Consider the following 18,710-nt stretch of genomic DNA (forward strand, 5'->3'; position numbering starts at 1 on the left):
CATAAGTACCAGTGTATAGAGAGCACTTACCCACCAATAACGTTTGAAATCGCTTAAGATTAAAGCTTTATTCAAGTATGGTATTTTGTATGTCATAACCAATTCCCCCTAACTCATAAATAAATATTTCTTCAAGTGTCAGAGGAAGTACATCCAAAATAACTGGATTCGCTAATTTCATCTTTTGCAATAATTCATGCTTATCCCCTCTGGCAATCAGCAACAGGATGCTTCCTGTCTGTGTTCTATGCAGAACCTCTGGACCTTCAAGGAATCCTTCCGGAATTTCAGCAGAAAATGCCAGCTGAAACTTGTGAACATCCGATTTCATATCATCTAGTTCTCTCTCAACAACGATTTTCCCATGGTGAAGTATTCCGATATGATCACAAACATCTTCTAGTTCCCTCAGATTATGAGAGGATACCAATACGGATACCTGCCTTTCAGCTACATCCTGAAGTATAAGGTTCCATACCTTTTTGCGCATGACAGGATCAAGACCATCGACAGGTTCATCTAGGATCATAACCCTTGGCATTGTGCAAATTCCCAACCAGAAGGCCACCTGTTTCTGCATTCCTTTAGACAGTTTGACAACCCTTCTCTTGCTGTCGATCGGGAATACCTGCTTTAATTGCTCGTATCTGTTCCAATTCCATTCAGGATATATGTTTGCGTAAAACTTTGCTGTTTCATCGATGCTGTACTGAGAAAAAAAGTACAAATCGTCAGGAATATAAACCATTTGAGATTTAACCTCAGAATTTTCGTAGATAGGTTGACTATCAATAGTCACGATTCCTTGATCCTGGCGGTATAATCCAGTCAAATGTTTAATCAGAGTCGTTTTGCCGGCACCATTAGGCCCTAACAGGCCATAGACTGATGCCTTATTGACCCTTAAATTCAGATCATCCAGAACCTTATATTTACCAAAGGATTTTGTTAGTTTTTGGACCTCAATCATTCTCCCTTTGCCTCCCTCTGCTATATATTTCCTCAATTCTGGAAATGAGCTGCTCCTTTGGAATAGTCATGTAGGCCAGCTCTAAGACTAATTTGTCGATCTCCAGCAGCAAGTCATCCTTTCTTGCTTGATTCCTTTTAGCGTTTATGGGTGTTACAAAACTTCCTTTGGCCCGAATGGAGTATATGTATCCTTCGAGTTCAAGTTCTTTGTAGGCCTTATGAATGGTATTGGGGTTAATTGTGAGAGACTGAGCCAATTCACGAACAGACGGAACCCTCTCGTTAGGTTTCAATACTCCGTTAATGATGAGTGCTTTGATTTTTTCCTTAATCTGTTCGTACAAAGGGCTATGATCCATATAATCCAATTGAAACATAGTTACCTCCCATCTGTCATACAATCATTAGTACAGTTAATACAGTGTGATATTAACAAGAATTCCCTTTATTGTCAATAGGCAATAAAGGGAATTCTTGCTTGATTTCAGATTATTTTGTTACCTAGGGTTGTTTGAGCATTCGTTCCACTGTTTATTATAAGAAGGATCACTAGATGTACCTTCTTAACTTGTCAAGTAAACTTGGGGTAATCTTCGAGGAAGAGAAAACAAGGAGAGAGGTCGTGGGCGAGCCTCAAGGCTGAGTAAACGGATGCGCGGGAAGCTGCCCGACCCAAGCGACCCATGGAGAGTCGGCCGCTAAACGGCCAAGGCCTTTCTCGCCTCGGTGATGCCCAACACGGTATTGCCCGTCTCATCGACCAATACCCCGTAAATCTCCTCTGCGTCTTTAACGGTGATATAGCCGTTTTTCACATCCAGGGCAACCTTTTTTCCCGGACGCTTCAAGGGATTGCCATAGCCACCACCGGAGCCGGTGACCATCCGGACGATATCCCCTTTGTGCAACAGGATTTTCGATCCCGTGCCGGCCTGCGGCTCATAGGTGCCGTCCCTGCGGATGAAATCGAAGCCGTTGGGCGAACCGTCCTGTCCTCCTTTGTAGCCCCAGGCCGGATAATCAAACCGTCCGTAGGTTCCTGAAAAATAGACGTTATCGTTCAAGGCCTGATGACCGAGGATAATGCCATAGCCTCCCTTGTACTCCCCTGCACCCGCACTGTTGGTGTTCAGGCTGTATTCCGTGACCCGATAGCCAAACTTGGCCTCCAGCACTTCGGCGGGGATATTGTAGGTCTCGCCGTCGCCGGTGCAGAACTGAGCGCTGTCGCCGTCCCGGTCAACGCCGGCGCCCCAGCCGCCCAGGGTTGGTCCGACATCCACAAAGGGATCCCCTGTTACGGAATGTCTACCTGAGAGTGAATAGGCGCCAACCGTGAGGAAATGTCCCGCGGTCAGCCTGCCTTTTTCCACCACCGGGGCCATAGCCTGCCAAACCAAATCCAGGGCAAACTGCATGGATTCATAATAGCAGGATACCGCCGCGGGTCTTTGGGCGCTGAAGATGCTGCCTTTCTCCGCAATAATCTCCAGCGGCTCGAAGACACCGTCATTGATATCCTGTTCGGGACCGGTGCAGGCCAAGAAAATACTGCGCATAGCCGATATCAAACCGGTACGGCTTAAATTGATGGGGCCGGAGGTCTGGGGCGCGCTGCCCGTGAAATCCACAATCATCCGGTCGCCCTTGATGGTCACGACCGTCTGGATATGAAAAGGTCCGTTTCCCAGCACATCCCTGTCCATAAAGCCGTCGGCTGTGTAGACGCCGTCCGGAATGGCGGCTACCCTGCTGCGGGAGTATTCCGCGCTGTTTTTCAGCAGGCGCTCAATGGCATTCTTGACCGTCTGCTTGCCATATTTGGCACAAAGCTCCCGGATGCGCTTTTCTCCTGTGCGCAGCCCGGAAATCTGAGCCCACATATCGCCGATGGACATGTCCGGCAAACGGACGTTGCTGCGAATAATATCAATAATAGCCTCGCTGATGACCCCTTCGTTGAAGAGCTTGATGCAGGGAAGCTGGAGCCCTTCCTGATAGATCTCATTGGAATCCACGGAATAGCCGGGGTCCTTGCCGCCCATCTCCGACCAGTGGCATTTGTTGGCGCAGTAGCAAAAAATCTCTCCGTCAATATAGACGGGAATAACCAGACCAACATCCTGAAGGTGCGAACCGCCGCCCCCGTAAGGGTCGTTGATGATAATGATGTCGCCCTCCTTAAGCTTGCCCTTGGAGGTATATTTTTCAATAACCTCTTTAACCATGGAGGAAAGCATGCCCAAAAAACCTGCCACGCCGTTCCCCTGGGTCAGCAGACGTCCTTGCTCATCCGTCAGCCCGGAAGCAAAATCCAGGACCTCGTAAATAATGGGGCTTTGGGAGGTTCTCGCTACCGAATAGAACATTTCTTCGCCAATGGCTTGCAGGGAATCCTTAATAATATCCAAGGTAATCAGATCTGCGACCACCTCTATTTTTTGCTCTGACATATGATCACACCCCCGTTTCAATCATGATATCGCCGAAATCGTCGATCTTGGCCGTCATTCCCGGTTCGATCACAGTAGAGGCGCTCACCTCTTCGATGATGGCCGGACCGGCTACCTGCATGCCCGGCGACAGCTTCTCCCGCGCATAGATAACGGTATCAATCTTGCCGGTTCCTTCAAAAATAACCGGACGTATTTCCAGCACCGCTTCATCCAGGGTATAGGGTTTTGCTTCTAAGGTTTTAATAGGTACCTTTTCTACCCGTCCAAAGGAAGCCAGGTGCAGGTTGACAATCTCCACGCCACTGTCATCCAGCCGGAAGGAGTAATTGAGCTCATGCTCCTTGTGGAAGGCTTCGATGAAGCTCCCGAGGTTTTCCGGGTTCATATCCTCAGCGGGCACACGCACCTTCACCGTATGGTCCTGCCCAATGTAGCGCATATCAAGATAATGGACAAAATAGATATTTTCTCTGGCCACGCCCTTTTCGGCGTTGTCCCGGTAAGCCTTTTCCTCCAGTTTCCGCCATTTGGCCTTGACTGCCTCATAATCCGGGTCAATCAGCCGGGCGTTGTAGGTCTGGATATCGTCGGAGCGCAGATCAGTCATCAGCATCCCCCAAGCCGAAAAGGCTGAAGCCGCCAAGGGGATGATGACCTTTTTGATGTTCAGTTCCCGGGCCAGGGAGGCCGCATGCATGGGGCCTCCGCCGCCGAATGCCACTAGGGCGAATTCCCGCGGATCATAGCCTTTGCGCACCGACACCAGCTTGAGAGCGTTGAGCATGTTGGAGTTAGCCACCCGGATAATGCCCATGGCCGCCTCCTCAGCATCCAGTCCGTAGGGAGTACCTACCTTTTCCTGGATCACGGCGCGCACCTGGTCCAAATCCACTTCCATATCAAAGTTTTTCTTGGAAAGCCGACCCACGACCAGATTGGCGTCGGTGGTCGTCGGCTCGCTGCCGCCTTTCTGATAGGCTACCGGTCCGGGCAGAGCGCCTGCGGACTGGGGGCCTACGCGCAGTGAATTGGTATTGTCGATCCAGGCGATCGATCCTCCTCCGTTGCCGATTTCCACAATATCTACCACCGGAATCCGCAGCGGATAGCCGGGAAAGCGTCCGGTTTTTTCGATTTTATATTCCGTCGTGGTCTTGACCTCGCCGCCGTCCACCAGCGAGCATTTGGCTGTAGTGCCGCCGATATCGAAAGCGATGATCTTATCCTCTCCCAGCATTTTCCCCAGCATTGCCGCGCCGAATACCCCGGCCACCGGGCCGGATTCCACCATGTTAATGGGCAGTTCCTTGGCCTTTTCAAAGGTGGTGGTCCCACCGTTGCTCTGCATAATATATTTGGGACAACGGATCTCCATTTTCTCCAGCATCCCGTACAGTCTGTCGATATATTTTTTGGCCGTGGGTTTGACATAGGAGTTAAGCACCGTCGTTGTGCTTCTTTCATATTCACGCCATTCCTTGGATACGGAGTAGGACGCGGTTACCTCCACCTCCGGCCACAGTTCGGCAATCAGCTCTTCGGTCCGAATCTCATGGACCGCATTCACATAGGAATGCAGGTAAACCACGGCAATGGCTTCCACCCCTTCCTTTTGGAAAACTTCCAGGCATTTTTTCACATCATCTTCTTTGAGCGGAACAAGCTCATTGCCCTGGTAATCCATGCGTTCCTCCACTTCGAGCCTTAAGTAGCGGGGAACAAAGGATTCCGGTTTTTGGAAATTAAAATTGAATAAATCCGGCCGGTTGCCGCGTCCAATTTCCAGGATATCCCTAAAACCCTTGGTGGTAATCAGCCCTGTTTTGGCACCCTTGCGCTCAGTAAGGGCATTGATGACCACCGTGGTCCCGTGGGTCAGATCCTGAATGGCCTGCGGATCAATGGGGCATTTCTCAATGACATGGACAACGCCCTGCTCAAAATTGGGCGGCGTAGTATGGCTTTTATTGAAACGCACCGTACCATCTGCCTCTATATAGACGATATCAGTAAACGTCCCTCCAATATCGGTTGCTACTCTCATCTGATTTTTTCCCTCCTTTTATTAACCTACTGCCTTTAGTTGCTTTCAAAATATGGACGGAATAATCACTGAAAACATTTCCAATTCCGTATCTTCATTGTTGACAATTTTGTGAGGGCGGGTTGAGGGAAAATGGATGGTTTCTCCTTCGTCGGCCGTGTATTCTATGCCGTCCACGATGGCCGTCGCCCTTCCCTTAAGCACCAGAAAAATTTCCTCTCCCTCATGGGAAGTCTCTTCCATATCCACAAAATGGGGCACCATTTTCAAATGAAAGCCGTCAAGCTTCCGGCCTTCGAATCTTCCGCTAAGCACGCTGAATTCCTCATAATTGCGCTGCATACCCAAAAGAAGGTGGGCACGGCTGTTGCGAACAAATTCTTCTTTGACATCAGGTTCTGAAAACAGCTCCTTCATAGGCAATTCCATGACTTCCGCGATTTTTTTCAGGGAAACCATGGTGATGGCCGATTTCCCGCGCTCCATCTGAGAAAGAAAGCTAATGGATAAATTGGTCTTTTCACTTAAATCTTTAAGAGTCATCCCTTTTTGTTTGCGAATTTCTTTGATTCTCATATAAATTTCCTTTTCCAAGTGTTACAACGCTCCACTTCACTTTTGGTATAATTTGAATGATCAATCCCCCAGGCTTGTAACACCGAGGCAAATGGACATCTACTAAACCAATAGTATTAATTTGATCAATCCCACAAACCCGAAACCCCGCAAGCTTTCTCAATTCCCCATTGTTTGATTTCCTCCCGCTGCGGCGTCTCATAGAGGGCCTTTTTACTGAAATACCAGCCTGCTTTTTTCTTTAAGCCACATAAAAATTCAGCGTATTTTAAAGGGGCAATATTGGCGTCGATGATGGGAACTCCAAACTCCTCTTGCAGGGTACGGAAGAAACCCAACTGGATGGTGCAGCCCAACAATATGGCTTCGGCACCATCCTCCTCAATGGCAACACGGATTTCCTCACGCAGGCGTTGTTTCGTATAGTCCGGATCTTTCTGCAGTTCATGCACGCCGATTTCCAGACTGCGGAAGGAGGCCAGCTTGTTCGTGTAACCGTGATGGAACACATTGTCGCGCATATCGGGAATACATTTCCTGCGTACAACAATGGTGGAAAAGGTAGAACCCAGGGTTGTTGCGATATGCATGGCCGCCTCAGCCGGCGCTGTAACCACCATCTGCTCGCAGATTTCCCGCGCTTCTTTCAAAAACGGATCGTAGTAACAGCCGATGATACAGCCGTCATAGCCGTCTTGCTCCGCCTTTTTGATCGTGTGCAAAAGCTCTGCAGCAATCAGTGCTTCATAATAATGATATTCCAGATGCTGCGGCAGGCCCGGTTTCAGGCTGACCACATCCAACTGGGTGCCTTCTTCCTTATAGGGCTCCAGATAATCTTTGATCTCCCGATCCCAGGCGTCATGCCCCACCGGATTGATAAGCAGCAGCTTATTGTTCATTGCCCGCCTACCTCCCCGCATCTTGAGAGTTTTTTAAACTATAGAGGTGACAACGCAGACTGTGACTCTCATCCAGATAAGACATAACAGGATCTTCAGCCTTGCAGATATCCATGACATAAGGACAACGCAAGTGGAAGCTGCATCCTGGCGGTATATTGACCGGCGAAGGTATTTCACCGGTGGATTTCACCTTTTGGGGCTTGAGCAGCTCTTCTTCATCCGAGATCACCGGCAGGGAAGAAATCAGCATTTGCGTGTAGGGATGTTCGGGCCGCTGAAAAAACTCCTCCGTCCGTGCCACTTCGGCAATCTTACCCAGGTACAAGATACCTACGCTGGTAGCGATATTGCGCATCAGGCTCAAATCATGGGTTATGAACAAATAGGTCAGGTTCTTTTCTTTTTGCAGCTTCAAAAGCATGCTGATGATCTTGGCCTGGATGGACACATCCAGGGCCGAGGTGGGTTCGTCCAGAATGATGAACTTCGGCTCGGTAGCCAGCGCCCGGGCAATGGCCACCATTTGCTTTTCGCCGCCTCCGATTGAATCCGGGGTCTTGAACATATAATTTTCCGGAAGTTCCACCATATTCAGCAGTTCCCGCACACGTTGCTCTCTTTCCGTCTTGGTCTTGCAGATCTTATGCACCTTGAGCGGCAGTTCCAGAATCTCTTTGATCGTCTGATGCGCGTTCAGGGAAGAGCCCGGGTCCTGGAAAATGATCTGCATGTCCTTTTTCATAGCCAAGGTTCTTTTTTGGCCCTTAAGATTCAGATCCTGCCCTTGGAACAGTATCCTGCCTCCGCTGGGTTCGTACATGCCGATCACCGAATAGGCAATGGTGCTCTTCCCCGAGCCGCTTTCCCCTACCAATCCTATCACTTCGCCCTGGCGGATATCGATGGATACATCGTCGACCGCTTTGACATAGACGGGCTTGCCGTCTTTTTTACCAATATTGAAGTATTGCTTGAGATTTTGGATGCTCAAAATCGTATCCGACATTTTTTTCCCTCCTAGATATGCCAGCAGGCAACTAAATGCCCGTCGCCCGTGTCAATGACCGGCGGCTTCTGCTCCCTGCACTCCCCGGTGGCCCGCCGGCAGCGCGGCGCAAAACGGCATCCTGGCGGTGGATAGAGATAGTCCGGAATGGAACCGTAAATACCGGATTGTATTCCTCCTCCGGACAGCCGCGGAACAGCCGCCATCAGCCCTATGGTATAGGGATGGAGCGTCCGCCGGAACATCTCCTTTGTCTTGGCGGACTCCACCATGCTGCCCGCGTACATCACATTGATGCTGTCCGTCAGCTCTCTGGCCACTCCCAGAGAATGGGTGATCATGATCAGCGACATGTTCCTTTTTTCCACCAATTCGTTCAATGTCCTGTGCACCTGATCCTGAATGGTTACATCAAGCGCCGTACCCGGCTCGTCGGCAATCATCAGGTCGCGCTGGGTCATGATAGCCATAGCAATGCAGATACGCTGCTTCATTCCGCCGGAAAGCTGGCTCGGATAGAAACCGAAGATGCGTTCCACATCGGGAATAAAGACATCGTTAATAGCCCGCAGCACCATCTCTTTTTGTTCTTTCTTAGTTTTATCCTTGCCCTGAGAGGAATAGCGGACAACGTCCATCATCTGCTGTCCTATGGTAAAGACTGGGTTGAGGGCCGCCGCAGGTTCCTGGTAGATCATGGATATTTCGCCTCTGCGTATTCCGTTCAATTCCCGCTCGGACATCTCCAAGACATCCCGACCTTTATAGACGATCTGCCCCTCGGGTATGACATAGCGGTTTTCCGGAATAATGCCCAAGATACTTTTGACCGTGGTAGTCTTGCCGCAGCCGGCTTCTCCCACAATGCCTACCTTTTCTCCCTTGCGGACAGTAAGGTTCACTCCGTCCAGCACTTTGGAGTACCCTTTGTAGACCTTGTACCAGAGCTTGAGGTTTTTTATTTCCAGAATGGTTTTGTCCGCTTCATGATCGTCATGCATCTTTGCCATCTCCTTTTGACAGCATATCGCCGATACCATCACCCATAAAATTGAAGCCCAGGATAATAATGATGATGGCGATGGACGGAAATACCGTCATCCACCAGGAATCCGGCAGATACCGCGCGCCGTCTGAAACCATCTGTCCCAGGGAGGGCGTGGGCGGCTGTTCGCCGAGTCCCACATAGCTCAAGGTAGCGCCGATCAGGATAACCCAGCCCACATCCAGAGCCATCTTGGTGAAAACTGCCGAGAGACAGTTGGGCAGTATCTCCTTGAAAATAATATGGGCTTTGCTGGCTCCGATCAGACCTGCTGAAATGACGAAGTTTTCATTTCGGCAGGATGTCGCCATGCCGTAGACCAGCCGGGTATACCAGGGCCACCACATTAAGGTCACTGCCATCATGGCGTTGGTCAGGTTGGGTTTGAGCACCGAGGCAACGGCCAGAGCCAGCAGCAGAGCAGGCACCGAAAGGAAAACATCCGTAATGCGCATAATGAGCGTATCTACAATGGTACCTTTGAGGTAGCCGCCCAATATCCCCAAGGATACGCCTATAGGTACCGCAATGGCCAGAACAATCACCGCCATGTATAAAGCTCCCCGGAAGGAAAAGATAATGCGGGTCAGAATATCGCGCCCCATATTATCTGTTCCCAGCAGGAACTGAGCCGAAGGAGGCTTGTTGGAATGGGCGAAATCCACATAGGCGCCGGCATGGGCCGGATAGGGTGTTATATATTTGGCAAAAATAGCGGAAAGAATGATCAGGAGGACCACCGCCAGGCCAACTCCTGACAGCTTGTTTCTGAAAAACTTGTGCCCTGCCTTTTTAAGGTTTTCCAGACGCTTTTGAAAATCGCTGGTCACCGGACGCTCTTCTTTGCGTTTCGCCTCATAAGCCAGGGCTTTCTTGATCTCCGCGTCTCTGTTCTTAATCATCACTTTCCGCCCCCCAACCGTATCCTTGGATCCAGATAGGCAACGATAATGTCAACGATGATGTTAATAACGACAAATATCGTACCGAAAATTAGGATCACGCCGGAGATGGCATTTAAATCCTTGGCCAGCATGGCGTTCATACCGTATTTGGAAATTCCGGGCCAGCCGAAAATCACTTCGATCAGGAAAGCGTTGCTCATCAGTGCGGCTATGTCCATACCCATGCAGGACACGGCCGGTATGAGTGAAGGCTTAAAAAGGTATTTGTTCATGATCAGCCTTTTAGGAACACCGTAGCCCTCCATGGCGGCCAGGTAGTCCTTACCCATGTTTTCCGTCATGGCGTTCCTGACCAGGCGAGCTTCCTGGAACATACCACCGGCACAAAGCGCCAGGGCAGGTGTCAGGATATGCAGGAAGGCATCCCAGAAGGTGGCCAAATTACCGTTCATAAGGCTATCTAGCGTGTACATTCCCGTAATTCTGGGCGGCGCCACAATTCCATGGCTCAAACGGCCCAGTACGGGAATGATCGGCCAAACATAACCGAACAGCAAAAGCAGCAGCACTGCAAGTACGAAGCCTGGAATTGCGACTCCGGCATATGAAAATACGCGGATTGCCGCATCCAAGACGGTATCCCTGTGCTTAGCCGCCAGCCTTCCCAAAAATATGGAGCCCAATACCAGAAATACCGCCGCTAAGATGACAACTTCCAGAGTAGCCGGCAGAAACTCGATCATATCCTGGATCACAGGCCTTTTGGTCATGGTGGATATGCCGAAATCACCGGTTAAAACACCTTTGATCCAATAGACGTACTGCATGGGCAACGGTTCGTTTAAATGATTCTCTACGCGGAAGGTTTCCAAAGCGTGCGCCGTAGCCGTAGCGCCGAGCGCCATCCGAGCAGGGTCTCCGGGCACGATGCGCGCAATACAGAAAATAACGATGGAAAGGCCAAATATGACCACAATGGATAAGAGCAGCCTATTTAAAATAAATTTCTTGAAATTCATACTTATCCCACTTTTCCTCTGAGGTATTTCCTGGGAACGATAAAAACTTGACCGGGTAGACCCCAAAGGCAGCTTCTCCCACAGGAGTGAACGAATTCATGAAGAGGCGTTACAGCCCACGCAGCTTTCGCGGGGAAGCGGAGCCACCGGTTCACCTCAGGTATTACCCAGAGGTCTGGCGAAGCTCCCGCGAAAGCGCATGGTCCAGCCTCGGAATGCGAAAGTGTTCGGATGTGGGAGAAGCCGCCCGACCTTCTTGGTTATTTGTTTACGGCAAATGTACGGAACAGGAAGTTATAACCCATGGCCATTGCTACAGGTTTAGCTGCCACCGCTCTTTCCATGGCAGGGAATTTGATGTAATCATAGTAAGCATGCTTTTCAGCCTGCTCGGCAACCGGTATTCCCCAACAGTTGTCATAAGCTTCCTTCTGCAGTTCCTTATAGATAGCCACCCGGGCCGTCTCGTCGGTAGTCGTCAGCGCACTCTTTATCTTCGCGTCCACTGCAGGGTCCTTCAGCCATTCCGTTTGCTGCCAGGTAGAGGCCGTATCAGAATGGAAGCGCTGATAAAGCATGGCGCCTGCTTCACTGTAGTCGCTGGATACGAAGGTGGTCGTCGCATTCGCAGTTGATTCAATCCTGGCCACATTGTCTACATGGGTCGCCCAGGGAACCTTCACGACATTGACTTTTAAACCGATCTGCTGAGCGGTAGCCTGAATGAGCAAGGCCAGTTTTTCTTCATCCGGCACGTCGGCAATCCAGTCAACCTCGACAGCTGTAGAAGCCAGAGCATTAGCGTATTTTGACTGTTTCAATTCCTCTTTGGCCTTCTCCAGGTTGAAGTCATAGTTGTATTCCTCCGTATAGCCCAGTACGCCTTTCGGTACGACGGAATCGGCCTTTACATAGCCGGGGAACAATGATTTGGTTACCTGAGCGTAATCAATCAGGTAGGCCAGCGCCCGACGGATATGCACGTCGTCTGTGGGAGCCTTTTTGGTATTCAGCATAAGATAGAATATTGATCCGTTGGAGTAGCTGCCCAGGTTTACTCCATCGATACCGTCAAGGGCAGAATAGGCCTCGTTGGTCTGCCATTGGTCGCTGATATCCAATTGTTTGTTGGCCATCATAGTCCGAATAGTAGCAGGTTCGGTATTCATGATGATCTCAACGCTATCAGGCGCATTGGTTTCAAACGTGCCGAAATAGTCGTTGAATTTTTTCAGGACGATCCTGTCCTGTACCTTCATTGCAGAACAGATATAGGCGCCGCTTCCCGCGTCGTTCTCTGCGAGGTAGGCTTTGCCGTAATCGCCGAATTCACCGTAGGAGCCTTGCGCTTGATGAGACTTCACCAAGTCCTCATTCAATATATACAACCTGGGAAGTATGGACAGGAACGGAGCAAAGGGTTTGGACAGTGTGAATTTTACCGTATAGTCATCCCCAGCTTCCGTCTTGGCCAGATAATCCTTGAAAAGGTAGGCAAAGCCTTCACCGATTGTCATCAGTCGATTGGCGCTGAATACAACATCACTGGCCTGGAGTTCCGAGCCGTCATGAAACTTTATCCCCTTGTTTAAGGTGAAAGTCCATTCCAGGCCGTCAGGGCTTACCTTCCATTCCTTGGCCACAGAAGGTACGATTTTGTTATCCAGGTCGGGATACACAAGGGAATCATACATATTGACGACTGCCACGCAGGAAGTGTAGTCTGTGATGATTCCCGGATCGATTTTGCCTCCCGGAGACTGGGAAATACGGATAATTTTTTCTCCGCCGGAAGCCGGCTGACCGGTCGATGTCGACGGTGCGGCTGCCTTACCTCCACAGCCCGTAAGAAGAGTCAGGATCATGAAAATTGAAAGTACTGCCGAAATTGTTCTCTTTTTCACACGAAAATCTCCTTTCTTTGTTTTCCTGGTTGGAAACTTGATAAAACACCCTAGTTTTTATAAAAAAACAAAGACATCTTATATTCCTATAAAACGCCTTTGTTTTATTTTTGCACTCGATACCTTCGATACCCAGTATTGTGGGTCAACGCTCTTTAACTTATATTTATTATATAACACATAACTTTTCCATGTCAATGAAATTTTCGCTAAAAATTATGCTATTAGTGAAAATTTCTCACATTAATAAACTTTCTCATTCCACAATCAGCAATTGTTTCGTAAACTGATTTAACACCTCACAGCCGTTTTCCTTGACCAGAACCAGATCCTCGATGCGCACACCCACTTCACCAGGCAGGTATATGCCCGGCTCGATGGAAAATGTCATACCCGGTTGAACAATATTAAAATTTGCCGAGGATACATCACCGGCTTCATGCACCTCAAGCCCGATGCTGTGGCCCAGCCGGTGGGTAAAGTATTCGCCATAGCCCGCTTGTCCGATCACATCCCGGGCAGCGGCGTCCAAGTCGCAAAACCGGATGCCCGGCCGGATTAGCGCCTCAGCAGCTTCATTGGCGCGCAGAACCGTCTCGTAAATCTTCCGGTACTGATCTTCTGTCTTTTTAAAAAAGAAGGTTCTGGTCATATCAGCGCAGTACCCGTCTTTTTTGCAACCGATGTCGACAACAATGCAATCCCCTTCTTTCAATCTGGTTCCGTCTGTGGCATGATGTCCTTCGGCCCCATTGCCGCCGAAGGCGATAATGGGCTCAAAGGAAAGGCCATCGGCGCCGAGCTCCCGGTAAATACCGACAAGCTCTTCCGCCAACTCCTTTTCGCTGACGTCCTCACGGATGCGTCTCTGAAGGCGGGTCATGGCTTCATCGTTAAGCTGAGACGCCCGCCGCATCCTGGCTTGCTCCTCCTCATCTTTCCTGGCTCTGGCCGTGTCCAGGCATTTCGATCCATTTATATATGCGGTTCCTGCCTTCTGCTCCATAAGAGGCAGCAAAAATCTGGCCTGCAGCATTTTATCCACACCCAAGGGTAACGTGTGATCGGTGAAATCACTGACCATACGCATGCAGTCGTCGGTATCCGAATACCATAGTTTATCGATGTCCAATTCCTCAGGTACGACAAATAATTGGTTGATAAATAGTTTGTAGTTTCCTTCATTATTAAGGTAAACTCCCAAAAAACGCTCACCGGGTTCTATATAGCTGCCGGTTAAATAAAAGATTGCCAGAGGATCGGTTACAAGCATCTGGGGTATACCATTCATTCTCATTTCAGTCAGTACGGAATCTAATCTTTTTTTATTCATAGTAGTGCCCTCCTTATAACAGACTATCTTTCCACAAGAGCATAGACAACTTCAAATGGCTCTTTTCCGTCATTATAGGTGAAATGTTCTTCACCGGCAGGGATAAACGCCGCCATACCTGCGGAAAGAGTCTGCTCAACTCCCTTGACGACACTGTGCGCAGTCCCTCTGATCACAAATGAGTATTCATCCTGGGCATGGATCCCATAGCCTTCTTTGGGGATCCTGTCTCCGGGCTGGAAAACAATATGACCAAAAGACACCTTGGGATTGGGTGAATTAGTCCCATCAAAAAATACATTATTGCCTGGATTTTTCAACTCTGTCAAAATCATAGTCCATACCAGCTTTCTTCATCAGTTTTTGCCTAACTTCCCACACGTGCCAATTTCCTACCGAAAACTTTCTCAGCTGATAATTTTAGTATTTCATAAGCTTTATCACAATCCTTTCCTTTTCCCTCTATGAGTTCCACCAAAATGACAATAGTGTTGTCCGTTTATTAATTAAATATTTCACAAAGCACCTTTGCATTTATTATATCTCTGCCAATGCTAACAACACAATTAATTCCATCGAGATGCCCTTTCTTTGATTTTCCAGATCGTCATTTCTCGAGAGTTTATTGAACATTCCCTTAAGTTGCTAATAATTCACATTATTTTACAACCATATGACTATCCCCTTCTAAGTTGGCAAAACTAGCCATATAGTATTGTAACAGTTTTTGGAAGTGATATGATATGGACAACGAGGAAGAATAAAAGGTTTCAAATGCCTTGGTTTAGTTTAGACGATATTTTTTATTTTGATGTTGGGTTCGACGATACACCAGAGGAATCCAAGAGAAGACCCGCCATAATTATGATTCAAGAAGGCGAAGATCAGGGTTTTCAAAACCTTCATGAGGTCTTGGTTTTAAATTGATACACGTTACGCGGCAAGAACTTATGGGTTCGGTTAAGAAAGAAGATGTTATTGGGAAAATGCACGTAACGGATTTTGATATCTTGTTGAGTAAAATCGAACATATTCACGATAATTAGTAAGATCCCTGCACTGGGGGTCTTTTTTCATTCCCAAACATGAACAAAACAACTTTCAGAAGTAAACAGCCTATCAACAATAGAATATCTGGGCTGGAAGACGAATTTGAGGTCTCTCAGTAATGCTCTTTCTTACATAATAAAAAAAGATCCCTTCTCTAGGTTAATAAGGAATCTCTAGATTTTTTATTATTATACATAAGTATATCTATGTGATTAAAAAAATCATCTAACTTCAATTGAGAATTATAATCATAGATATCAAATCCCATCGAAAAACTGATCTTATAGGGCTTTAAGCTGCTCTTATTAAATTCTTCAATGTTATTGGTTATTCGTTTAACTGCCTGCTCAAGCATCTCCCTATTATTGATGTCCATGATGACAACAAATTCATCTCCACCAAACCTCGCAATAAAATCATTGAGACGCAGGCTTTTTCTTAGGATACTAACCGCATCCTTTAAAGCTTCATCTCCAGTTTCATGACCAAACTTGTCATTGATTGACTTGAAATCATTTAAGTCAATCAGAATAGCTGAAAAAGACTTTCCGTCCGAACTATTTCGAATTTTCCCATTGATATATCCATCCATCTGTCTTCGGTTATAGACCCCAGTGAGATAATCTGTATTTAAGCCACGATGTTGGATGTTAAAATATATTATTAAAAGAGACAACATCATGCCTGTCCAATTATAAGTTACTCCATAAAAGAGCATCTGAATCGAAGATCCTATAGTCTGAGGAATAAAATATAACAGTAGTGAATAATAATACCTTTTTTCAATTAACCTCCGGTTGATGAGAACGTAAAAAAAGGAATAGACCAGCAGCAAATAACAGTAACCCACATGGACCCAAAAATATTCTCCTCTGTGATAGATGTTTTGTGCATCAACACTAAAAAACCAACCTGTGGAAAGACTCATCACAGCTATCACAGCGTTGACAGCTATAAAAACCATCAAAACACGCGTCACTTTTTTAATTCGCTTCTCATCCCGAAAAATATGGAAATGGGCATAAATCACCCATAACGAGGGTGCTACCGGTACTAGGATATAGAGCAGGAGATTGAAGCCAGCATTAGATATCAGATTCAGAGTACCCGGCAAGCCATTGAATACCCAAGCCAAAATGTCAACAATAATTAAAACCATATTGGCCTGGATCATGTATATAAAAAGTTTATTGTGCATAAATATCTTTTCTGACCGATTATATACATTGGCATATATAAAAATTAAAATAATAAAAGAAATGAGGCTTGAATCCATCGTTTTTAGCGTTACCATAAATACCTCGAATTCTCACTCTTATGTGCAAAATAGTTCAATTTACACCTTGCCTTTGTAAGATTATACCATGTTCTAAAAGGCAGTAAAAGCCTTCCGAGGGGCTGTATTCAAATGCCTTATATAATTCCTCAGGATTTGCCTCACCGATTTAGCCGACATTTCGAATTTTCGCCATCCCCCCCGACTCAAAGAGACTTTAAATAGATATGTGCCTTCATTAACCTGCTGTTCTCTGGGTAGGGTATGCTCCAGTTCACCTGGAGCATACCCACTGACAAATTCCTGAAAGAAGTGTCTCTGGAAGATAGAGGTACTGCTCGGACATCGCCAATCTCTGGTATTCTTCATTAAAGTCTCTTATCGAAAGCGTTAAAGCCACAGATAATCGCACCTTTAACTTCCTTAGCAATAGTTTTAACGGATTCCATGTCCCCAGGTGAAGAAGCCGGAAAACCTGCTTCGATAATATCTACACCGAGCTTCACCAACTGATGGCCAATCTCTAATTTTTCTTTGACATTCAGGGATATCCCCAAGGATTGCTCCCATCTCTGAGGGTGGTATCAAAGACATATAATTTGCGCATCAACTTTTCCTCCTTAAAAATAAATAAACCCTTCGTCTCTGATTGAGACGAAGGGTCAGTTCGCGGTACTACTCAAGTTGACAGCTAAATAATTGCTGTCTTCTCTGCAGATACGGGAGTTATTCGATGTACGAAGTTCTAGATTCGACCGAAAAAAAAACCATTTGATCTTGATCGAACTAAAAAATGAACAGTTAGCATCGAAGTTCCGATATCTCCTTCCTTATAACGGTGGAAGCTCCGTCCGAGCCTACTATTTTACAATTTCGGTCGGCTACTCGAGGAAGAGTTCCAAGCCTTTTCCATTACTGCCTCACACCAAACGCAGCTCTCTAAAATAGAAACAGGGCTGTACTATTCCCTCTCATCGCAATTTTAGCTTTTTAAATATTTCATACTACTTTTGGCTATTGTCAAGTGTTAATTATACTAATATGCAATAGCTCTAAACAATTAGTTGATAACTTGTTTCTCAGGCACCAAGTTCGATATCCTCTAAAATATAATTCACAATATCCTTGTTAGCTTGATACTGATCGGCAGGTCTTCTTGCATTCACCGCGATTAGGGGGATTTCCCTTTCATAAAGGGATCCATGAGTCCTGGTATCTACGAATAATTCATCTTGTTTTAACTCTGCAAAAGCCGATTCCTTGTTAGAAAGAACTAAAATATCACCGATACCTTCCACCGGTAGGTTGAATTGATTGGCAGCAGTCTCCTTATCATAGAAGCAATCAATAAAATTACATATACTTAAATAATCCATCACTTTAGACATTTGTCCATCTGCTAGGAGATGAATATACACAGCTCCGCCCTCCTGGTAGCGGTGATTTTCTAAATATCGATCCTTTAATGGCAGAAGACAATATGTGTTAAACCCTGCCTGATCTAGTTTTTTTTGCATATCGACAAGTCTGCTTTTTTGATTCATACCGTGGTCGGCCGTAATATATATCTCTCTCGTTTCGTCCAATTCATAGATACGGCCAACCCATTGGTCAATGGTTTGCATTACCGTTTCGGCTTCTTTTGATTCCGGCGCGTAGTTATGCATCATATAGTCATTGGTTGTACAATACACTAGGTCCGGATCTTCTGTGACAATAACCTGGTAACAGGCTTTAAAAATCCAATCATAGGTATCTAATGAAGCAACATCAGGCGGCGTTTCCAGTCCCAGCCTCTCCATCAAGCCTTTATCTGGGTTTTGAAGATTAATACCAATCCCGGCATTGGCACCAAAAACCTCTAATACCTTTCCCTTAACGGTAAGCAGTGCAGTACTCTTACCCTTTTTATGATAGATATTAATGATCGAATCTTTTTTCATATGGTGTGACGATTCGATAAAGCCTTCTTGACCTGTTAGTCTATCATAATAGTAATTCCCGACAACACCATGCTCATCGGGGAAACTTCCCGATAAGATCGTTGCATGGTTAACATTGGTTACCGAGGGTATCGCTGATTGTATTTTTGAGTAAAAACCCTTTTTCCCTAATTTATATAAATTCGGCGTGTTCTTTTCAGTAATATAATGGCTTGAACAGCCATCAATTACTATGATTAATATTTTTTTAGACATTAATTTCCCTACTTTCGTTAA

Annotated in this window: 15 protein-coding genes, 1 pseudogene and 1 other annotated feature; all 16 genes and pseudogenes read right to left on the reverse strand. The window is 46.8% G+C overall.

The features are described from left to right. Window positions 1–67: 67 nt before the first annotated feature. Window positions 68–970 (reverse strand): ABC transporter ATP-binding protein, encoded by a 903-nt coding sequence (locus E4K67_RS14615; RefSeq protein WP_135547991.1) that lies wholly within the window; start codon window positions 968–970, stop codon window positions 68–70. After that, window positions 963–1,349: a GntR family transcriptional regulator gene (locus E4K67_RS14620; protein ID WP_135547993.1), complete on the reverse strand. Its 387-nt coding sequence runs from the start codon at window positions 1,347–1,349 to the stop codon at window positions 963–965. Before E4K67_RS14620 ends, E4K67_RS14615 begins: the two co-directional genes overlap by 8 nt. A gap of 321 nt (window positions 1,350–1,670) precedes the next feature. After that, a complete protein-coding gene (locus E4K67_RS14625; RefSeq protein WP_135547995.1) occupies window positions 1,671–3,425 on the reverse strand; it encodes a hydantoinase B/oxoprolinase family protein in 1,755 nt (584 codons plus the stop codon). Between the two features lie 4 nt (window positions 3,426–3,429). Beyond that, a complete protein-coding gene (locus E4K67_RS14630) occupies window positions 3,430–5,472 on the reverse strand; it encodes a hydantoinase/oxoprolinase family protein (protein ID WP_135547997.1) in 2,043 nt (680 codons plus the stop codon). Between the two features lie 45 nt (window positions 5,473–5,517). Beyond that, the gene (locus E4K67_RS14635) at window positions 5,518–6,066 is read right to left on the reverse strand and encodes a helix-turn-helix domain-containing protein (RefSeq protein ID WP_135547999.1); all 549 of its coding nucleotides are present in this window, start codon (window positions 6,064–6,066) and stop codon (window positions 5,518–5,520) included. 107 nt (window positions 6,067–6,173) lie between these two features. Further along, window positions 6,174–6,950: an aspartate/glutamate racemase family protein gene (locus E4K67_RS14640; RefSeq protein ID WP_135548001.1), complete on the reverse strand. Its 777-nt coding sequence runs from the start codon at window positions 6,948–6,950 to the stop codon at window positions 6,174–6,176. A gap of 7 nt (window positions 6,951–6,957) precedes the next feature. Further along, the gene (locus E4K67_RS14645; RefSeq protein WP_135548003.1) at window positions 6,958–7,959 is read right to left on the reverse strand and encodes an oligopeptide/dipeptide ABC transporter ATP-binding protein; all 1,002 of its coding nucleotides are present in this window, start codon (window positions 7,957–7,959) and stop codon (window positions 6,958–6,960) included. Window positions 7,960–7,970: 11 nt separating this feature from the next. Beyond that, on the reverse strand, window positions 7,971–8,960 hold the full coding sequence (locus E4K67_RS14650; RefSeq protein WP_135548005.1) for an ABC transporter ATP-binding protein: 990 nt from the start codon (window positions 8,958–8,960) through the stop codon (window positions 7,971–7,973). Continuing rightward, window positions 8,953–9,906: an ABC transporter permease gene (locus E4K67_RS14655; RefSeq protein ID WP_199242549.1), complete on the reverse strand. Its 954-nt coding sequence runs from the start codon at window positions 9,904–9,906 to the stop codon at window positions 8,953–8,955. The genes E4K67_RS14650 and E4K67_RS14655 overlap by 8 nt, the downstream gene beginning before the upstream one ends. Further along, window positions 9,906–10,928, reverse strand: coding sequence for an ABC transporter permease (locus tag E4K67_RS14660; RefSeq protein WP_135548007.1), 1,023 nt, complete (start codon window positions 10,926–10,928; stop codon window positions 9,906–9,908). The genes E4K67_RS14655 and E4K67_RS14660 overlap by 1 nt, the downstream gene beginning before the upstream one ends. A gap of 260 nt (window positions 10,929–11,188) precedes the next feature. Continuing rightward, a complete protein-coding gene (locus tag E4K67_RS14665; RefSeq protein WP_243454480.1) occupies window positions 11,189–12,832 on the reverse strand; it encodes an ABC transporter substrate-binding protein in 1,644 nt (547 codons plus the stop codon). Between the two features lie 256 nt (window positions 12,833–13,088). Then, a complete protein-coding gene (locus E4K67_RS14670; protein WP_135548009.1) occupies window positions 13,089–14,165 on the reverse strand; it encodes a M24 family metallopeptidase in 1,077 nt (358 codons plus the stop codon). Between the two features lie 23 nt (window positions 14,166–14,188). Next, window positions 14,189–14,500, reverse strand: coding sequence for a cupin domain-containing protein (locus E4K67_RS14675; protein WP_135548011.1), 312 nt, complete (start codon window positions 14,498–14,500; stop codon window positions 14,189–14,191). Window positions 14,501–15,369: 869 nt separating this feature from the next. After that, on the reverse strand, window positions 15,370–16,413 hold the full coding sequence (locus tag E4K67_RS14685) for a diguanylate cyclase domain-containing protein (protein WP_476728670.1): 1,044 nt from the start codon (window positions 16,411–16,413) through the stop codon (window positions 15,370–15,372). Window positions 16,414–16,886: 473 nt separating this feature from the next. Next, window positions 16,887–17,098 (reverse strand): annotated as a pseudogene (locus E4K67_RS14690) (2-isopropylmalate synthase); the annotation flags it as partial. A gap of 40 nt (window positions 17,099–17,138) precedes the next feature. Beyond that, window positions 17,139–17,475, reverse strand: a binding site (T-box leader). A 95-nt stretch (window positions 17,476–17,570) separates the two neighbouring features. Continuing rightward, window positions 17,571–18,689, reverse strand: coding sequence for an alkaline phosphatase family protein (locus tag E4K67_RS14695; RefSeq protein ID WP_135548015.1), 1,119 nt, complete (start codon window positions 18,687–18,689; stop codon window positions 17,571–17,573). Window positions 18,690–18,710 lie beyond the last annotated feature (21 nt).

The sequence above is a fragment of the Desulfosporosinus fructosivorans genome (assembly GCF_004766045.1).
GTDB classification, from domain to species: Bacteria; Bacillota; Desulfitobacteriia; order Desulfitobacteriales; family Desulfitobacteriaceae; genus Desulfosporosinus; species Desulfosporosinus fructosivorans.

Coding starts and splice junctions, on each gene's coding strand:
- E4K67_RS14630 (WP_135547997.1), bottom strand. CDS start 5,472: ATGAGAGTAGCAACCGATATTGGAGGGACGTTTACTGATATCGTCTAT.
- E4K67_RS14645 (WP_135548003.1), bottom strand. CDS start 7,959: ATGTCGGATACGATTTTGAGCATCCAAAATCTCAAGCAATACTTCAAT.
- E4K67_RS14685 (WP_476728670.1), bottom strand. CDS start 16,413: ATGCACAATAAACTTTTTATATACATGATCCAGGCCAATATGGTTTTA.
- E4K67_RS14660 (WP_135548007.1), bottom strand. CDS start 10,928: ATGAATTTCAAGAAATTTATTTTAAATAGGCTGCTCTTATCCATTGTG.
- E4K67_RS14620 (WP_135547993.1), bottom strand. CDS start 1,349: ATGTTTCAATTGGATTATATGGATCATAGCCCTTTGTACGAACAGATT.
- E4K67_RS14670 (WP_135548009.1), bottom strand. CDS start 14,165: ATGAATAAAAAAAGATTAGATTCCGTACTGACTGAAATGAGAATGAAT.
- E4K67_RS14615 (WP_135547991.1), bottom strand. CDS start 970: ATGATTGAGGTCCAAAAACTAACAAAATCCTTTGGTAAATATAAGGTT.
- E4K67_RS14640 (WP_135548001.1), bottom strand. CDS start 6,950: ATGAACAATAAGCTGCTGCTTATCAATCCGGTGGGGCATGACGCCTGG.
- E4K67_RS14675 (WP_135548011.1), bottom strand. CDS start 14,500: ATGATTTTGACAGAGTTGAAAAATCCAGGCAATAATGTATTTTTTGAT.
- E4K67_RS14695 (WP_135548015.1), bottom strand. CDS start 18,689: ATGTCTAAAAAAATATTAATCATAGTAATTGATGGCTGTTCAAGCCAT.
- E4K67_RS14655 (WP_199242549.1), bottom strand. CDS start 9,906: ATGATTAAGAACAGAGACGCGGAGATCAAGAAAGCCCTGGCTTATGAG.
- E4K67_RS14650 (WP_135548005.1), bottom strand. CDS start 8,960: ATGCATGACGATCATGAAGCGGACAAAACCATTCTGGAAATAAAAAAC.
- E4K67_RS14625 (WP_135547995.1), bottom strand. CDS start 3,425: ATGTCAGAGCAAAAAATAGAGGTGGTCGCAGATCTGATTACCTTGGAT.